The organism is Nocardiopsis oceanisediminis (assembly GCF_048595525.1).
GTDB lineage: Bacteria > Actinomycetota > Actinomycetes > Streptosporangiales > Streptosporangiaceae > Nocardiopsis_A > Nocardiopsis_A oceanisediminis.
Map to the genome: position 1 here is coordinate 1226475 of NZ_JAFMZJ010000001.1, position 15779 is coordinate 1242253.

Genomic DNA, 15779 nt, shown 5'->3' on the forward strand with positions numbered 1-15779 from the left:
GATGACCGACCGAGACCGCCCCCGCCTCGCGCGGGCGGCGCCCTACCTGCTGGTCGCGCCGGCCTGGCTCTGGCTCGCGCTGTTCTTCCTGGTGCCGATGGCGACCGTGCTGTCGATGTCGCTGATGTCCGGCAACCTCTACCAGGGATACGTCTTCACCTGGGAGTTCGGGAACTACGCCGAGGCCGTGTCGGCCTACTGGGAGCAGATCGCCCGCTCCCTGCTCTACGGCGCCTGCGCCACCCTGCTGTGCATCGCCATCGGCTACCCGGTGGCCTACTGGATCGCCTTCCGCGGCGGCGCCTACAAGAACACCTACCTGCTGCTGCTCCTGCTGCCGATGTTCGTCTCCTTCGTGCTCCGCACCATCTCCTGGAAGGCCTTCCTGGCCGACGAGGGCATCGTGCTGGGGCCGCTCAAGGACATCGGCCTGCTCCCGGGGGACGCCCATGTGCTCAATACCGCGCCGGCCGTCGTCTTCGGCCTGGCCTACAACTTCCTGCCGTTCATGGTGCTGCCGGTCTACGCGGTGCTGGAGCGGATGGACCACCGCGTCGTGGAGGCCGCCCAGGACCTCTACGCGGGGCGGGTCCGGGCGTTCGCCTCGGTGGTGCTGCCCATGTCCCTGCCGGGCGTGTTCGCCGGGGTGATCATGACGTTCATCCCGACCTCCGCCGACTACGTCAACGCCCAGGTGCTCGGCGGCGCGCACAACACCATGGTCGGCCGGATCATCGAGAGCCAGTACCTGGTGAACAACGCCTACCCGATGGCCGCCGCGATCACCTTCGTACTGATGGCGGTGCTGCTGGCCGGCATCTTCTCCTACGCGCGGGCGCTGGGGACCAAGCAGGTGATGGAGGTGCAGGCCCGATGAGCGCAGTGACCGAGGGGCCCCGGCCCGCCCCGGACCGCGGTCGGCCGCGCCGCCGCGCCGGCCGGGGGAGGCCGGATTGGGGGAAGTACTTCACCTGGGCGGTCATCGCCTGGCTGCTGGCGCCGATCGCGTTCATGGTCGCCTTCGGCTTCAACGACGCCCAGGGCCGGCACAACGTCACCTGGCAGGGGTTCACCCTGCGCTGGTACGCCGACGTGTTCGCCTACCCCGACCTGACCCGGGCGCTGCTCGCCTCGCTGGCCATCGCGGTGCTGACCATGCTGATCGCCGGGGTGCTGGGCGGGCTGCTCGGGCTGGCGATGGGCCGGTTCCGGTTCCGCGGCAAGGCCCTCACCGACCTGGTGATGTTCTCCGCGATCTCGGCGCCGGAGGTGGTGCTCGGCGCCGGGCTGCTCTCCATGTTCCTCACCATGAACATCGCGACCGGGTTCTGGACCATCCTGATCGCGCACGTGATGTTCTCGGTGTCGTTCGTGGCGATCACGGTGCGGGCCCGGGTGCTCGCCCTGGACCCCGCCCTGGAGGAGGCCGCCCGCGACCTGGGCGCCTCGCCCTGGGCCACGTTCCGGCTGGTCACCCTGCCGATGCTGTTCCCCGCGCTGATGGCCGGCGGGCTGATCGCCTTCGTGCTCTCCATCGACGACTACATCATCACCACCTTCGTCAGCGGCAGCACCACCACGTTCCCGCTGTGGATCTGGGGCACCACCCGCGTGGGGACCCCGCCGCAGGTCAACGTCATGGGCACACTGATCTTCGCGGTCGGCGTGCTGCTGGCGGTGATCAACGCCGCCGTGGCCCGCCGCCGCGGCTGAGCCGGCCCGGCGCCGGCGCGGGGAGCCCTCCGCGCCGCCGCCGGCCGCCGCACCGCGCGGGGCGCACCCGCCCCCGCGCTTCCACGCATTCGACGAGACGGCCGCCGCGCAGGCGGCCGGGCAACGGAGTGAGAGCGTGTCACCGAGCACGTCACCGACCCCTTCCGCGTCCATGATCGACGCCTCCCTGGCCGGCACCCGGCCGTCCCCGTTCTGGCTCGACCCGGAGGTGCACGGCGACGCCGTCCCCGAGCCGGCCGCCCCGCTGCGCGGCGAGGCCTCCGCCGACCTCGCCGTCGTCGGCGGCGGCTACTCCGGCCTCTGGGCGGCGCTCTGCGCCAAGGAGCGCGACCCCGGCCGGGACGTGGTGCTGCTGGAGGCCCGGACCGCGGGCTGGGCCGCCTCCGGGCGCAACGGCGGGTTCTGCGCCGCCAGCATCACCCACGGCCACCTCAACGGCCTGGAGCGCTGGCCGGAGGAGATCGGCGAGCTGGAGCGGCTGGGCCGGGCCAACCTGGACGGCATCGCCGAGGCGGTCGAGCGGCACGGCATCGACTGCGAGTTCGAGCGCACCGGGGAGCTGCTGGTCGCCACCGAGGAGTGGCAGATGGAGTCGCTCGCCGAGCAGGCGGAGTCGCTGCGGGCGCTGGGCCACGAGGCGGTGCTGCTCTCCGCCGGGGAGGCCCGCTCCGAGGTGGACTCGCCGACCTACGTCGGCGGGATGATCGAGCCCGGCGCCTGCGCCATGCTGCACCCGGGCCGGCTCGCCTGGGGGCTGCGCGAGGCCTGCCTCCGGCTGGGGGTGCGGATCCACGAGCACAGCCCGGTGCGCCGGATCTCCCCGGTCCGCGGCGGCCTGCGGCTGGAGACCGCCCGGGGCGCGGTCACCGCCCGCCGCACCGCCTGGGCCACCGGGGCCTTCCCCGGCCCGCTGCGCCGGCTGCGGCACTACGTCGCCCCGGTCCACGACTACGTGCTGACCACCGAGCCGCTCACCGCCGAGCAGAAGGCCGCGATCGGCTGGAAGGGCCGGCAGGGGCTGGGCGACTCGGCCAACTTCTTCCACTACTACCGGCTCACCGCCGACGACCGGATCCTGTGGGGCGGCTACGACATCGTCTACCACTACGGCGGGAAGGTCCGGCCCGAGCACGACCAGCGCCCGGAGACCTTCCGCACCCTCGCCGAGCACTTCTTCACCACGTTCCCGCAGCTGGAGGGGGTCAGGTTCAGCCACTCCTGGGGCGGGGTGATCGACACCTGCAGCCGGTTCTGCGGCTTCTTCGGCCAGGCCTACGGAGGCCGGCTCGCCTACACCGCCGGCTACACCGGGCTGGGCGTGGGCGCCACCCGGTTCGGCGCGCTCACCGTGCTCGACCTGCTGGAGGGGGCCGACACCGAGCGCACCCGGCTCGCCATGGTGAAGGAGAAGCCGATCCCGTTCCCGCCCGAGCCGCTCCGCTACGCCGGCATCGAGCTGACCAAGCGCGCCGCGCACGCCGCCGACCGCAACGGGGGCCGGCGCAACCTGTGGCTGCGCACCCTGGACCGGTTCGGGATGGGCTTCGACAGCTGACCCGGGCCCTTGGCAGGCTCCGAGGCGGTGTGCTTCGATTCACGGAGGCACCGCTCGGGGGAGGGGCTCACGGTGATGTCCACGGAACGCGACCGCACCGCGTCGGCGATGACGCTGACCCTGCCGGAGGGATTCGCGTCCTGGCTGACCGGGACGGGGGCGATCAGCGCCGCCGCGGCCGATCCGTTCCACGCCTCGGCGCAGCAGGCGATGGCGGCGGCCCGGGTCGGCCCCACCGGGGAGGTCGAGGTGAGCTGCGACGCCGGCGGCCTGTGCGTGATCGGCGAGCAGGCCTACCGGCTCGCGCACACCCCCGGCATCCCCGACGACCTGCTGGACGCGGCGCTCACCGCCCTGGACCGGTTCCACTCCGCGATGGACGCCTGGAGCGGCCGGGAGGGCATGTGCGTGGACTGCGGCGGAGGCGGCCGCGCCCCCGGCGGCGCGGCCTGCCCGCAGTGCGCCGGATCGGGCCGGGTGCCCACCGGCTGGTAGCCGCGGCGCCGCCCGCCCGTGCCCGGGGCGCCGCCGGGCCGTCCGGACAGGCCCGGAGCGGCCCTCCCGCCTGTCCGCAATGCCCGGAGGAAACGTCCGTTATGGGGGCCCTGTGGGCTGAAAAGGGGATTTTTCTGCGTGGCCGGAGCGGGCCGCGGAACGTGATCCACGCCGCATACCGGTGGGTGTGCATCGGCCGCCCGGAGTCTTTCCCCGGCGGCCTGATCAGGGCGGAAACCCCTGCGGTCACGGCGATGCGGCCGCTCCGGCGGGCCGCGGGCGGGCCGGTCCCGGCCCCCGCCCGGCGCCGCCGCCCCGATGAGCCTCTTGAGAGGCGGGGGTTTTCTTGGGAGCGTTGGGAATACGTCGTCGCGAGAGGCGTTGTACAGGACGGTCGTGAATTTCTGTGTATGTGTTTGACCTTGCGTTTCATACCATGTGTTGACGCTCGCGGGAGTCGTCGCGGGCGCCTTGCTTCTGCCGGGAACGGTGGGGCGCGCCACGTCTCGAAGTGCGATCTGGGCCCGGAAGTCGGGTCCATCACCCATCGACCTGTCAGGAGACAGATATGGCTCAGGGAACCGTGAAGTGGTTCAACGGCGAGAAGGGCTTCGGCTTCATCTCCCAGGACGAGGGCGGCCCCGACGTCTTCGTGCACTACAGCAACATCGCGGGCAGCGGGTTCCGCAACCTCGACGAGAACCAGCGCGTCGAGTTCAACATCACCCAGGGCCCGAAGGGCCCGCAGGCCGAGGACGTCCGCGGCATCTGAGACCGATCGGGCCCCGCACAGGGGCCTGACCGGCGGTGATGTGCGCCGCCCCCGCCTCTTCGCGAGGCGGGGGCGGCGCCTTTTCCGTTCCCGGGCGGGCCGTGCGCCCGGTCAGCCCCGGGCCGGCCGCATCAGGGTGATCAGCGCGGCGAAGCTCTCGTCCTGCAGCCCCGCGCCGAGCCCGCGCCGGAAGATCGCCGAGACCGCGGCGGGCAGGTCGGCGTCGACCCCGGCGTCGCGGGAGGTGTGCACCACGTGCTCGATGCTGGCGGCGCCCATCGCCATCCGGTCCTCGTCGCCGGCGAAGTCGCCCTCCCGCACCTGCCGGGCGGTGCCCTCGAAGAAGGCGGCCATGTCGTTGGCGCCGATCAGGTAGGGCGTGATCGTCTCCACCGGGATGCCCTCGGCCTCGGACAGCGCCAGCGCGTGCAGGAACCCGGTCATGGTGGTCCAGAACAGCCCGAGCTGGACCTGGTAGTAGGCCTGGGACAGGCCGGGGTCCGCGCCCCGGTAGTCGACCGCGGTGAGCACCTCCAGCACGCCCCGGAGCCGGTCGGCGACCTCCTCGTCGCCGCTGTAGAAGGTGGACACCTCCGCCGACCCGATCCCCGGGGGCGGCGACATGACGCCCCCGCTCAGGAACCGGCCGCCGCGCCCGGCCGCCCACGCCGCGCCCTCGCGCGCCTCCGCCGGGGTGCCCGAGCTCAGGTTCACCACGGCCTTCCCCTCCAGCGAGGGGACGTCCTTCAGCACGTCGTACATGGCCTGGTAGTCGGTGAGGCTGAGCAGCACCGCCTCCGAGGCGGCCACTGCCTCGGCCGCGGAGGCGGCGAACACCGCCCCCTCCCGCACCAGCCCGTCGGCCCGGGACCGGGTCCGCCCCCACACCGTCACCGGGTGCCCCGCCGCCAGCAGCGCCTTCCCCATCGCCCGGCCCATCGGCCCGAGCCCGATCAGGGTGACCGCCTGCTTCGCGCTTCCGTCGCTCATCGGAATCCTCGTCTCCGTTCCGGTGTCCTCGCCGTGTTCACCCCCACCGTCGCGGAGAGCGCTACGCCTTCCCTACGCATCCGCCACCGGTCCGCCACCGGCCCCGCCGGGGCCCGCCCCGGGGCCCCCGGAACCGGGGCGCGGGGAGGGCGGCGCCCGGAGGGGCCGGGGCGGGCTACCTTTGGCGGGTGAGGTTCGGAATCCTGGGGCCGCTGGAGGTCCGCGACGGCGACGGCGCCCCGGTGCCCGTCCCCGGGGCCAGGGTCCGGACGCTGCTCGCCGTCCTCCTGCTCGACCGCGGCCGCACGGTCTCCGCGGACCGGCTGGTCGAGGACGTCTGGGGCGCCTCCCCGCCGGCCGACCCCGCCGGGGTCCTCCAGGCCCGGGTCTCCGACCTGCGCCGCGCACTGGAGCGCGGCGCCCCCGGCGGCCGCGCACTGGAGCGCGGCGCCCCCGGCGGCCGCGCCCTGGTCCGCCGCAGCCCGCCCGGCTACCTGCTCGACACCGCCCCGGACAGCCTGGACGCCGACCGGTTCACCGCCCTGACCGGACAGGCCCGCGCGGCGGAGGACCCCGGGCGGCGGGCCGCACTGCTCGCCGACGCCCTCGCGCTGTGGCGCGGGCCCGCGCTGGCGGACTTCGCCGACGAGCCCTTCGCCCCGGCGGCCGCCGCGCGGCTGGAGGAGCGCCGGGTCATCGCGCTGGAGGAGCAGGCCGAGGCCCGGCTCGCACTCGGCGACCACGCCGACCTCGCCGCGGACCTCGCCGACCCGGTCCGCCTGCACCCCTTCCGGGAGCGGCTGCGCGCCGCGCACATCCGCGCCCTGTACCGCTCCGGCCGCCAGACCGAGGCCCTCGCCTCCTACGAGGACCTGCGCACCCGCCTCGCCGACGACCTCGGCCTCGACCCCGGCCCCGAGCTGGCCGCCCTGCACCAGGCCGTCCTGGAGCAGTCCCCGTCCCTGGCCCCGCCGCCCCGGCCGCCCGATCGCCCCCGCCCGGCGGCCCCGGGCGGACCGGACGCACCGGCCACCGCCCCCGGAGCCGCCCCGGGAACCGGCCCGAGCGGCGGAGAAGGCCAGGCAGCGCCCTCGCCGGGACCGCCCGGGGGCACGGCCGGCCCCGCCGGGGCGGAGGCGGAGGCCCGCGCCCCCGGCGGCGCCCCGCCGTCCGCGGCGGCCGGCACCGGGCCGGGCCCCCTTCCGGCCCCGCCGGTTTCGGAGCAGGGCGGCGGCCCCGCGAACGCGCCGGGCGACCGACCCGCGGACTCCGCCCCGGGCGGCGCCTCCGCCGCCGCGGAACCGGTTCCGCCGAGGGGCGGGCCGCCCGCGCCGATCGGTCCGCTCATCGGGCGGACCGGGGAGGTCGCCCGGGTCCGGGCGCTGCTGGCCACCGAGCGGCTGGTCACCCTCACCGGCCCCGGCGGGGTCGGAAAGACGCGGCTGGCGGTCGAGGCCGCCTCCGAGTCGGCGGCGGACTTCCCCGGCGGCGTGCACCTGGTCGAGCTCGCCCCGGTCGCCCCCGGCGGCGACCCGGCCGAGCGGACCGCCGCCGTGCTCGGGCTGCGCGACACCGGCGCCGACCCGGCCGCCCCGATCGCCGAGGCGCTGGCGCACCGCCGCGCCCTGCTCGTACTGGACAACTGCGAGCACCTGGTGGACGCCGTCGCCGGCCTGGCGGTCCGGCTGCTGGCGGCCGCACCGGAACTGCGCATCCTGGCGACCGGCCGGGAACCCCTCCGGGTCTCCGGGGAGCGGGTGCGCCCGGTGGCCCCGCTCGGGCTCCCGGCCGCCGGAGCCGACCGCGACCTCGGCGTGCTCCGGCAGGCCGCCGCGGTCCGGTTCTTCGAGGCGCGGGCGTCCGCCGCCGCCCCCGGCTACACGCTGACCGCCGCCGACGCCGGGCCGGTCGCCCGGATCTGCCGCCGGCTGGACGGCATCCCGCTGGCCCTGGAACTGGCGGCGACCCGGGTCCGCGCGATGGCCCCGGGCGAGATCGCCGACCGGCTCGACGACCGGTTCCGGCTGCTGACCTCGGGGTCCCGCGCCGCCCCGGAGCGGCAGCGCACGCTGCGCGCCGCCATCGGCTGGAGCTGGGACCTGCTCACCGGGCCGGAGCGCGCCGTGCTCCGCCGCCTCTCGGTGCACCCGGACGGCTGCACCCTGGAGGCGGCCGAGGAGGTCTGCTCCGGCGGCGGTGTCGACCCGGCCGACGTCCTCGACCTGCTGGCACTGCTGGTCGACCGGTCCCTGGCGGTGCCCGCGCGCACCCCGGCCGGCACCCGCTACCGGCTGCTGGAGTCGGTGGCGGCCTACGCGCGGGACCGGCTCGCCGAGGCGGGGGAGGCGGAGGAGGTGCGCCGCCGGCACGCCCTTTACCACGCCGACCTCGCCGGACGCGCGGAGGACGGCGTCCGGGGCCGGGAGCAGTGCGCCTGGCTGGAGCGGGCCGAAGCGGCCGCCCCCGACCTGCGGGCCGCCCTCGACCACGCGGTCGGCGCCGCCGACGCCGAGCTGGCGCTGCGCCTGGCCAACGCCGCCGCCTGGCCCTGCCACCTGCGCGGCCGCAGCACCGAAGCGGCCCGGCACCTCACCGCGGCGCTCCGCGTCCCCGGCGGCTCCGCCTCCGCCCGGACCGAGGCCCGCGCCTGGCTGGCCGGCCTGTACACCCTGGGCGGCCGGACCGAGGAGGAGCGCCCGGAGCCGCGGAGCGGCACCGCGCCGCCCTCTCCCGGCGAGGCCGCGGCGGCCGACCGCGGCACGGCCCCCTTCCCGGAGGAGGCGGAACCGCTCCGGGCGGCGCAGGACGGCCCCGTGCTCCTCTCGCCGACCGGCACGCCCGGCCACCGGGAGAGGCCTCGGCCGGAGGGCCCGGGGCCGGCGGCCTTCGAGGGCCGTGCGGAAGGAGGGCCGGGCGGGGAAGGCGCGGCGGCCGACCGCTCCGCACCCGGGGGCGCGGGCCCTGCGCCGGAGGAGGCGGAGCCGCCGGCGGAACCGCTTCGGGCGGCGGGGGACTCTGCCGCAGCCGGAACGGGGGGCTCGGAGCCCCGGCGTGCGGAGCGATGGCGGGCCGAAGGCGTGGCCGACCCGGTGCGGCGGGCGCGGGTGGAGTGCTTCCTCGCCTTCGCCGGGTGGGGCCTGGGCGACCTGGCCGAGGGGGAGCGGCGGACCCGGGAGCTGCTGGCCGGCTGCGAGCGCCGGGGCGACCGGTGGGGGACCGCCGCCGCCTCCTCGGTCCTGGCCCTGGACGCGCTGATCCGGGCCGACCTGGCGGCGGCGCGGACCGCCGCGACCCGCGCGGCGGAGCTGTTCGGCGCGCTCGGCGACCGCTGGGGCGTCCTGCAGGCCTCCGACGTGCTCGGCCAGGTCGCGGAGATCACCGGTGACTACGCCGGGGCCGTGCGGGTGCACCGGGACGGCCTGGAGATCGCCGAGGGGCTGGAGCTGTGGGGCCAGGTGTCGCTCAAGCTCTCCGGCCTGGGGCGGCTCGCGCTGCTCGAAGGCGACCTGGAGCGCGCCGCCGAGCTGCACGAGCGGGCCCTGGAGGTGGCCGCCGACCACTCCGACGAGCCCGGCCGCCAGTTCGCCGAGACCGGACTGGGGCTGATCGCCCGCCGGGCCGGCCGCCTGGACGAGGCCGAGCGGCACGTGCTCGGATCCCTGGACCGGAACCGCGAGGACGACGGCCGGATCGGGCTGGCGTTCATCGCGGCCGAACTCGGCTTCATCGCGGAGCAGCGCGGCGACGCCGGCGGCGCGCTGGACCTGCACACGGACGGGCTCGACGCGGCGCGCTCCACCGGCGACCCGCGCGCGGTCGCCCTGGCCCTGGAGGGCCTGGCCGGGGCGCACTCGCTGGCCGGCCGCCCGGTCCGCGCGGCCCGCCTGCTCGGCCGCGCCGCCGCCCTGCGCTCCTCGGCCGGCGCTCCGCTCCCCGCCGCGGAGCGCTTCGACACGGACCGGATCGGGGCCCGGATCCGCACCGCCCTCGGCGGCGCCGGGTTCACCGCCGCCTTCCGCGAGGGCCGGGACGGGGGACCGGCCGAGGAGGAGCGCCGGCCGTAGCCCCTCTGCCGTCGCCTGCGCTCGGGGTGGTGCGGGGACGCCCACCGCCTTCCTTCCGGCAACGACCTCAACGGACGTCGGGGCGCCGCTCGCATCCCGCCCGCATTCGGCCGGTCCCCTCGTGGCACGGCTCTGCCTCATCGCCGGACGGACAGGGCGGCCTCCGGCCGGGACCCCGAGGAGCGGCCCCGCCATCCGGAGAACAGGACGGAGGGGAACGGGCGGCCGACCTGTCGGCCTCCACCGTGTTGCGGATGTGCCGGCCGATGCATCCGGCGGGCCCGTCCCCGGTCCCCGCCTGGCCCCACCGGGGCCGGTCCTTCCGGAGCGGAGGGGAGCCGGGCGCCTCAGGGCCTCCGTGCTCCGGGTCCGGTGTCCCGGCGGGCCGCGCCGGCGGCATTCGCCGTACTGCTCCGGGCGCACGACCAGGATGAGCCGGTGGCCGTGGTCGCTGTACTGCACGAGGACGTCGACGCCGGCCTCGCCGAGGCGGTGCGCGAAGGCGCCGGGCCGCCCCGGGGTCTCCTGGCCGAGACGGAGCGCGACCACGTCGTCGACGGACACCGGGCCCGATGCCGTGCCGCTCCGGTTCGCCCCCGGCCGGTCCGCGAGGGCGGTCCCGATGTTCCGGTACGCCTCCCGCCCGCTCATCGGCGCGCCCCCTTCGGCGGGGGACCGGCCGGTGCGGTCGGTGCGGTGTCTTCTCCGGTACGGGGGCGGGGCCGCCGGGAGATGACAAGTGTCATGGGCCGGGGGCGGCAGGAGTCACGGCCGGACGGTGACACCGTGCTCTACCTCGGGCGGGGGCGCCGGCGGGAGAGTAGGGGGCATGAGCACGGGAGAGCGCAGCGGCGAGGCCGCGATCAGTGTCCGGGACCTGCGGCAGGCCTACGGCGACTTCGAGGCGGTCCGGGGGATCTCCTTCGAGGTCGCGCCGGGGGAGCTGTTCGCGCTGCTCGGCACCAACGGGGCCGGGAAGACGACGACCATCGAGACCCTGGAGGGGTTCCGCAGGCCCACCGGCGGGCGGGTGCGGGTGTTCGGCACCGACCCCTACGGCCAGCCCGCGGAGCTGCGCGAGCGGGTGGACGCGGTGCTCCAGCACTCCGGGCACTTCCCGGAGCTCACCGTCGCCGAGACCGTCGGCCTCGCCGGCGACCTCAGCGCCGACCCGATGGAGCCGGACGAGGTCCTGGAGCTGGTCGGCCTCACCGACAAGGCCGGGGTCCCGGTCCGGCAGCTGTCCGGCGGGCAGAAGCGCCGCCTCGACCTCGGCACCGCGCTGCTCTCCCGCCCCGAGGTGCTCTTCCTGGACGAGCCCACCACCGGGATGGACCCGGAGGCGCGCCGCTCCACCTGGGAGATCATCGCCGCGACGGTGCGCGCCGGCACCGCGGTGCTGCTCACCACGCACTACCTGGAGGAGGCCGAGCGGCTCGCCGACCGGCTGGCCATCATGCACCGGGGGGAGGTGCGGGCCGCCGGGACCCTGCACGAGGTCGTCGCCGAGCGGGGCGACCGGATCGCGTTCCTGCTGCCCGACGGGGTCCGCTCGGACGACCTGCCCGACCTGCCCGGCGCCGCCGCCGAGGTGGAGCTCCGCGGCGAGCGGGCCTGGGCGGTCTACACCGTGCGCGGCGCCGACACCGAGCTGCGCGCGCACCGCGCCGCCGAGGCGCTGACCGACTGGGCCAGGGCCCGCGGCACCGGCCTGGCCCGGCTGGAGATGCGCCCGGCGTCGCTGGAGGACGTCTTCCTCGGCATCGCCGACGGCGCCCGCGACCTGGTCGCCGACTGACCGCCGCAACCCCGTACCGCCCCGCCCCCGCCCCCGCGATGAGGAGAGACGCAGACATGACCCTCGGTGCCCCGACCTCCACCGGAGAGCGCGCCCCCGGGCGCCCCGGCGCGACCCGCCGCCCCGTTCCGGTCCGGCGGCAGCTGCTCCGGATGGCCCGGGTCGAGCTGCTGCTGTTCTACCGCTACCGGATGGCCGCCTACATCGCCGTCGTCCCGCTGTTCCTGCTGTTCCCCGCGCTGACCCTGGGCGGCCAGGACAACCAGGCCGGGATCGACACGGGCGCGTTCTACACCGCGGCGGTGTTCGTCCTGACCCCGATGACCCTGGGCATCATGCACATGCCCAACGTGTACGCGGCCCGCCGGGAGAGCATGCTGCTCAAGCGGTACCGGGTGGCCGGGGTGCCGCCGACCGCCCTGTTCGGCGCGACGACGCTGGCGGTCTCCGCGGTGGCCGCGGTGCTGTGCGCGGTGGTCGCCGCGGTGCTGATCGGCCGGTTCGGCGAGACCCCCGCCGACCCGCTGCTGCTGGTCCTCGGGCTCGCCCTGTGCAGCGTGCAGATGTGCCTGTTCGGCGCGGTCTTCACCAACCTGGCGCGCAACGCGGAGAGCGCGCAGATGATCTCCATGGTGCCGTTCCTGGGGATGCTCCTGCTCAGCGGCGCGATGTTCCCGGTCGACTTCCTGCCGGACGGGGTGCGCACCGGGCTGTCGCTGCTGCCCTTCCTCCCCGCCGTCGACCTGGCCCGCAGCGCCTACTTCGGCCAGGACCTGTTCTCCGGCCCGGCGCAGGCCGAGGCGGTCGCCGGGCTCGGCCTGTGGGCGGCGTCGCTGCCCGCGCTGGCGGTCATGGCGGCCTGGACCGGGATCGCCGTCTACCTCCTCCGGTTCTTCCGGTGGGACCCGCGCCAGGGCGGGTGAACCGGCTCCGCCGGGGAGCGCCCGGCTCCGCCGGGGAGCCGGGCGCTCCCCGGCGGCGTCCGCGGGGACCGGCGGGACGGGCCGGCCCCCGCGCATTGGCGTCCGGGGAGCGGACAGGGAAGGATCGGGGGCATGACGAGCGTGCGCGGGGCCGCGGAGCCGGCCGGCGGCAGAGACCACTTCGACCGCCGGCTGCGGGTGGCCAGGTGGACGGTGATCGGCATGCTGCTCTTCGTCAGCCTGCAGATCCCCGTCTACGCGGTGACGCTGGTCCTCACCATCATGGACGCCTCCGGCGGGGTGGCGCTCTGGCTGGGCGCCGCGGGCGTCGTGCTCTCCGTGGTGCTGTCGGTGCTGCTCTCCTGGATGCTCGTCGACCGGGTGCACCACGGCAGGCGGGAGCGCCCCGGGCCGTACTGGTCGGCGTTCGCGCTCACCGTGCTGATCATCCTGTTCATCGGGGTGTTCGGCTGGACCATGCTGATCGCCGCGGTGTGGTGGTCGGTCGCCGCCATCACCGGCAAGCGGCGGTGGACGGCCGCCGGGACGCTGGTCCTGCTGGTCCTGCCCTGGGCCGTCGCCGCGTTCGTCCCGGATCCGCCGTGGTTCGAGGTGCTGCTGGTCTTCACGATGAGCGTGGTGTGGGGCCTGGTGGTGCTGTTCGGCAACGTCAGCTGCATGTGGCTGTGGGACCTGGCCAAGGACGCCCTGGCCGGCCGGGAGGCGCAGACCCGGCTGGCGGTGAGCGAGGAGCGGCTGCGGTTCGCCCGGGACATGCACGACCTGCTCGGGCACAGCCTGTCCGGGATCGCGGTCAAGAGCGAGCTGGCCGCCCGGCTGGCCGAGCGCGACCCGGCGCGGGCCGCCGAGGAGATGCGGCAGGTGCAGGGGTCGGCCCGGGAGGCGCTGCGCGAGGTGCGGATGGCGGTCAGCGGCTACCGGCGGATCGACCTGGCCGAGGAGCTGGGGAACGTGCGCGGGGTTCTGGTGGCGGCCGGCGCGCGCTGCGAGGTCTCCGGCCGGGCCGGGGACGTCCCGGCCGAGCTGCGCACCCTGGCCGCGTGGGTGGTGCGCGAGGCGGGCACCAACGTGGTCCGGCACAGCGCCGCCAAGCGCTGCGACATCGCGCTCCGCCGGGGCGAGCGCACCGTCACCGTCGAGGTGTACAACGACGGCGTCGCGGCCGGGCCGGAGCCGAGCCGCGGCAACGGCGTCACCGGGCTGGCCGAGCGGGTCGCCGCGGCCGGCGGCTCGCTCTCCGCCAGCCGCAGCGGCGCCGACGGCTTCCTGCTCCGCGCCGTGCTGCCGGTGGCCTCCGGCGGCGACCGGGAGCGGATCGCCCCGGGGGCGCCCGGCCCCGCCGCCGCGCCGGACGGGCCGGCGGCGGAGCGGGAAGAGACCCGAGAGGGAGCGTGATGAGGACCGGCCCGCGGCCCGGAACCGCGCCCGGCCGGACGGAGGAGAGCATGGGCACCGAACCCGCCGGCCCGGAGCCGGCCGCCTCCCCGGGAGGCGCCGGCACCGCCCCGGGGAAGGCCACGGACCGCACCGCTTCGGCGGAGGCCGGCGGCGGCGCCGCGGAGCCTGCGGGCGGCACGGCGTCCGAGGCGCCTCCGGGCCCGGCCGGCGCGCTGACCGACCGCGGGCTCGCCTCGGCCCGCCGCAGCGCCTACGGCGCGCTCGCCGTGATGGTGCTGCAGATCCCGCTGTGGACCGCCGCCCTGGCCTGGACGCTCTACCTGGACGGGACCATGCGGGAGATCCCGGGCCTGTTCGCGGTCCTGCTCGCCGCTGTTCTGCTCGCGGTGGCGCTGGCCGCCGTCGCGGCGCTGCTGCTGCGGATCCGGGTCGCCGGCTCCGCGCGGTACCGCGCGACCCTGGTCTGGTCCGGCAACGCGCTGGCGCTCGCCCTGCTCTTCCTGCTCGGCCCCAACCTGAACACCGCGATCGCCCTGGGAACCTGGTGGGCCGCGGTCTCGGTGGTCCCGCCCCGGCGGCACGTGCTGCTCACCACGCCGCTGCTGGTGGCGCTGCCGGTGGTGCACGCGCTGCTGCTCGACCGGTTCGACCCGGTCCAGTTCGCGGTCATCGGCGGGTTCGCCGTGCTGATCTGCGCCATCCTCCGCCTGATCGACCTGGGCATGCTGCAGCTGCTGGAGATCGCCCGGGAGGCCATCGCCGGCCGGGAGGCCCGCGCCCGGCTGGCGGTGAGCGAGGAGCGGCTGCGGTTCGCCCGGGACATGCACGACCTGCTCGGGCACAGCCTGTCCGGGATCGCGGTCAAGAGCGAGCTGGCCGGGCGCCTGGTGCGGCGCGCGCCGGAGCGGGCCGAGGCGGAGATGGCCGGGGTGCGGGAGGCGGCCCGGGAGGCGCTCCGCGAGGTGCGCGCGGCGGTCAGCGGGTACCGCAGCATCGACCTGGCCGGGGAGCTGGCCGGGGTGAGCGGGGTGCTCCGCGCCTCCGGCGCCGAGTGCGAGGTCTCCGGATCCCCCGACGACGTCCCGGAGGACCTGCGCGACCTGGTGGCCTGGCTGATCCGGGAGGCGGGCACCAACGTCATCCGGCACAGCACCGCGGCCCGGTGCCGGATCGCGCTCCGCCGCGACGGCGGCGCGGTCGTCGCGGAGGTGTACAACGACGGGGCGGCCGGGGCCGCGGGCGCCGCCCCCGGCAACGGCATCACCGGCCTGGCCGAGCGGGTCGCCGCGGCCGGCGGCACCCTCTCGGCCGCGCCCAGCGGCACCGACGGCTTCCTGCTCCGCGCCGTGCTGCCCGCACGCCGGGGCTTCCCCACCGAACCGGAAGAACCACAAGGAGCGAACACGTGATCCGCATCGTGCTGGCCGACGACGAGCACCTCGTCAGGGGGGCCATCGCCGCCCTGCTCGGCCTCGAAGAGGACCTCGAGGTCGTCGCCGAGGTCGGCCGGGGCGACGAGGTGGAGGCGGCGGTGGCCGGGCACGGCGCGGACATCGCCGTCCTCGACATCGAGATGCCCGGAGCCACCGGCCTGGAGGTCGCCGCCCGGCTGAAGGAGGGCGCCCCCGGCTGCGGGGTGCTGGTGCTGACCAGCTTCGGCCGCCCCGGCTACCTGCGCCGGGCGCTGGACGCCGGGGCCCGCGGCTTCCTCGCCAAGGACGCCCCGGTGGACGAGCTGGCCGGCGCCATCCGCAAGGTGCACGCGGGCGGCCGCTACATCGACACCGAGCTCGCCGCGGCCGCCATGACCACCGGGGACAACCCGCTGACCCCGCGCGAGGCGGAGGTGCTCAAGGCCGCCGCCGACGGCCTCTCGGTCTCCGAGATCGCCCGCCGCATCCACCTCACCGAGGGAACGGTGCGCAACTACCTCTCCTCCTCGATCACCAAGACCGGGGCCGGCAACCGGCTGGGCGCCATCCGGACGGCCCAGGAGATGGGCTGGCTGTGACCCGGGCACCGGCCGCCC

At 76.4% G+C, this 15779-nt stretch carries 12 protein-coding genes; 11 read left to right on the forward strand and 1 reads right to left on the reverse strand.

Annotation, left to right across the window (positions count from 1 at the left end):
• The first annotated feature begins 1 nt into the window (after position 1).
• The 5 genes from J0910_RS05580 (at position 2) to J0910_RS05600 (ending at position 4556) form a co-directional block, all read left to right on the forward strand.
• A complete protein-coding gene (locus J0910_RS05580) occupies positions 2 to 877 on the forward strand; it encodes an ABC transporter permease (RefSeq protein WP_420157443.1) in 876 nt (291 codons plus the stop codon).
• Positions 874 to 1713 (forward strand): ABC transporter permease, encoded by an 840-nt coding sequence (locus J0910_RS05585; protein WP_420157444.1) that lies wholly within the window; start codon positions 874 to 876, stop codon positions 1711 to 1713. The genes J0910_RS05580 and J0910_RS05585 overlap by 4 nt, the downstream gene beginning before the upstream one ends.
• Positions 1714 to 1885: 172 nt before the next feature.
• A complete protein-coding gene (locus J0910_RS05590; protein WP_420161897.1) occupies positions 1886 to 3289 on the forward strand; it encodes an NAD(P)/FAD-dependent oxidoreductase in 1404 nt (467 codons plus the stop codon).
• A 75-nt stretch (positions 3290 to 3364) separates the two neighbouring features.
• The gene (locus J0910_RS05595; protein WP_420157445.1) at positions 3365 to 3784 is read left to right on the forward strand and encodes a hypothetical protein; all 420 of its coding nucleotides are present in this window, start codon (positions 3365 to 3367) and stop codon (positions 3782 to 3784) included.
• A gap of 568 nt (positions 3785 to 4352) precedes the next feature.
• On the forward strand, positions 4353 to 4556 hold the full coding sequence (locus tag J0910_RS05600) for a cold-shock protein (RefSeq protein ID WP_420157446.1): 204 nt from the start codon (positions 4353 to 4355) through the stop codon (positions 4554 to 4556).
• Positions 4557 to 4667: 111 nt separating this feature from the next.
• Here the strand turns inward: J0910_RS05600 and J0910_RS05605 are convergent, their stop codons facing one another.
• Positions 4668 to 5546 carry an NAD(P)-dependent oxidoreductase gene (locus J0910_RS05605; protein ID WP_420157447.1) on the reverse strand — a complete coding sequence of 293 codons (879 nt, stop codon included), beginning with the start codon at positions 5544 to 5546 and terminating at the stop codon, positions 4668 to 4670.
• Between the two features lie 188 nt (positions 5547 to 5734).
• Here J0910_RS05605 and J0910_RS05610 point away from each other — a divergent pair, with 188 nt between their 5' ends.
• The 6 genes from J0910_RS05610 (at position 5735) to J0910_RS05635 (ending at position 15761) form a co-directional block, all read left to right on the forward strand.
• Positions 5735 to 9610, forward strand: a complete 3876-nt coding sequence (locus tag J0910_RS05610; protein WP_420157448.1) for an AfsR/SARP family transcriptional regulator — start codon at positions 5735 to 5737, stop codon at positions 9608 to 9610.
• An 829-nt stretch (positions 9611 to 10439) separates the two neighbouring features.
• Positions 10440 to 11408 (forward strand): ABC transporter ATP-binding protein, encoded by a 969-nt coding sequence (locus tag J0910_RS05615; RefSeq protein ID WP_420157449.1) that lies wholly within the window; start codon positions 10440 to 10442, stop codon positions 11406 to 11408.
• Positions 11409 to 11464: 56 nt separating this feature from the next.
• Positions 11465 to 12331: an ABC transporter permease gene (locus J0910_RS05620; RefSeq protein WP_420157450.1), complete on the forward strand. Its 867-nt coding sequence runs from the start codon at positions 11465 to 11467 to the stop codon at positions 12329 to 12331.
• A 132-nt stretch (positions 12332 to 12463) separates the two neighbouring features.
• Positions 12464 to 13747 carry a sensor histidine kinase gene (locus J0910_RS05625; RefSeq protein ID WP_420157451.1) on the forward strand — a complete coding sequence of 428 codons (1284 nt, stop codon included), beginning with the start codon at positions 12464 to 12466 and terminating at the stop codon, positions 13745 to 13747.
• A 50-nt stretch (positions 13748 to 13797) separates the two neighbouring features.
• Positions 13798 to 15159, forward strand: a complete 1362-nt coding sequence (locus tag J0910_RS05630; protein WP_420157452.1) for a sensor histidine kinase — start codon at positions 13798 to 13800, stop codon at positions 15157 to 15159.
• Positions 15156 to 15761 carry a response regulator gene (locus tag J0910_RS05635; protein ID WP_420157453.1) on the forward strand — a complete coding sequence of 202 codons (606 nt, stop codon included), beginning with the start codon at positions 15156 to 15158 and terminating at the stop codon, positions 15759 to 15761. The genes J0910_RS05630 and J0910_RS05635 overlap by 4 nt, the downstream gene beginning before the upstream one ends.
• Positions 15762 to 15779 lie beyond the last annotated feature (18 nt).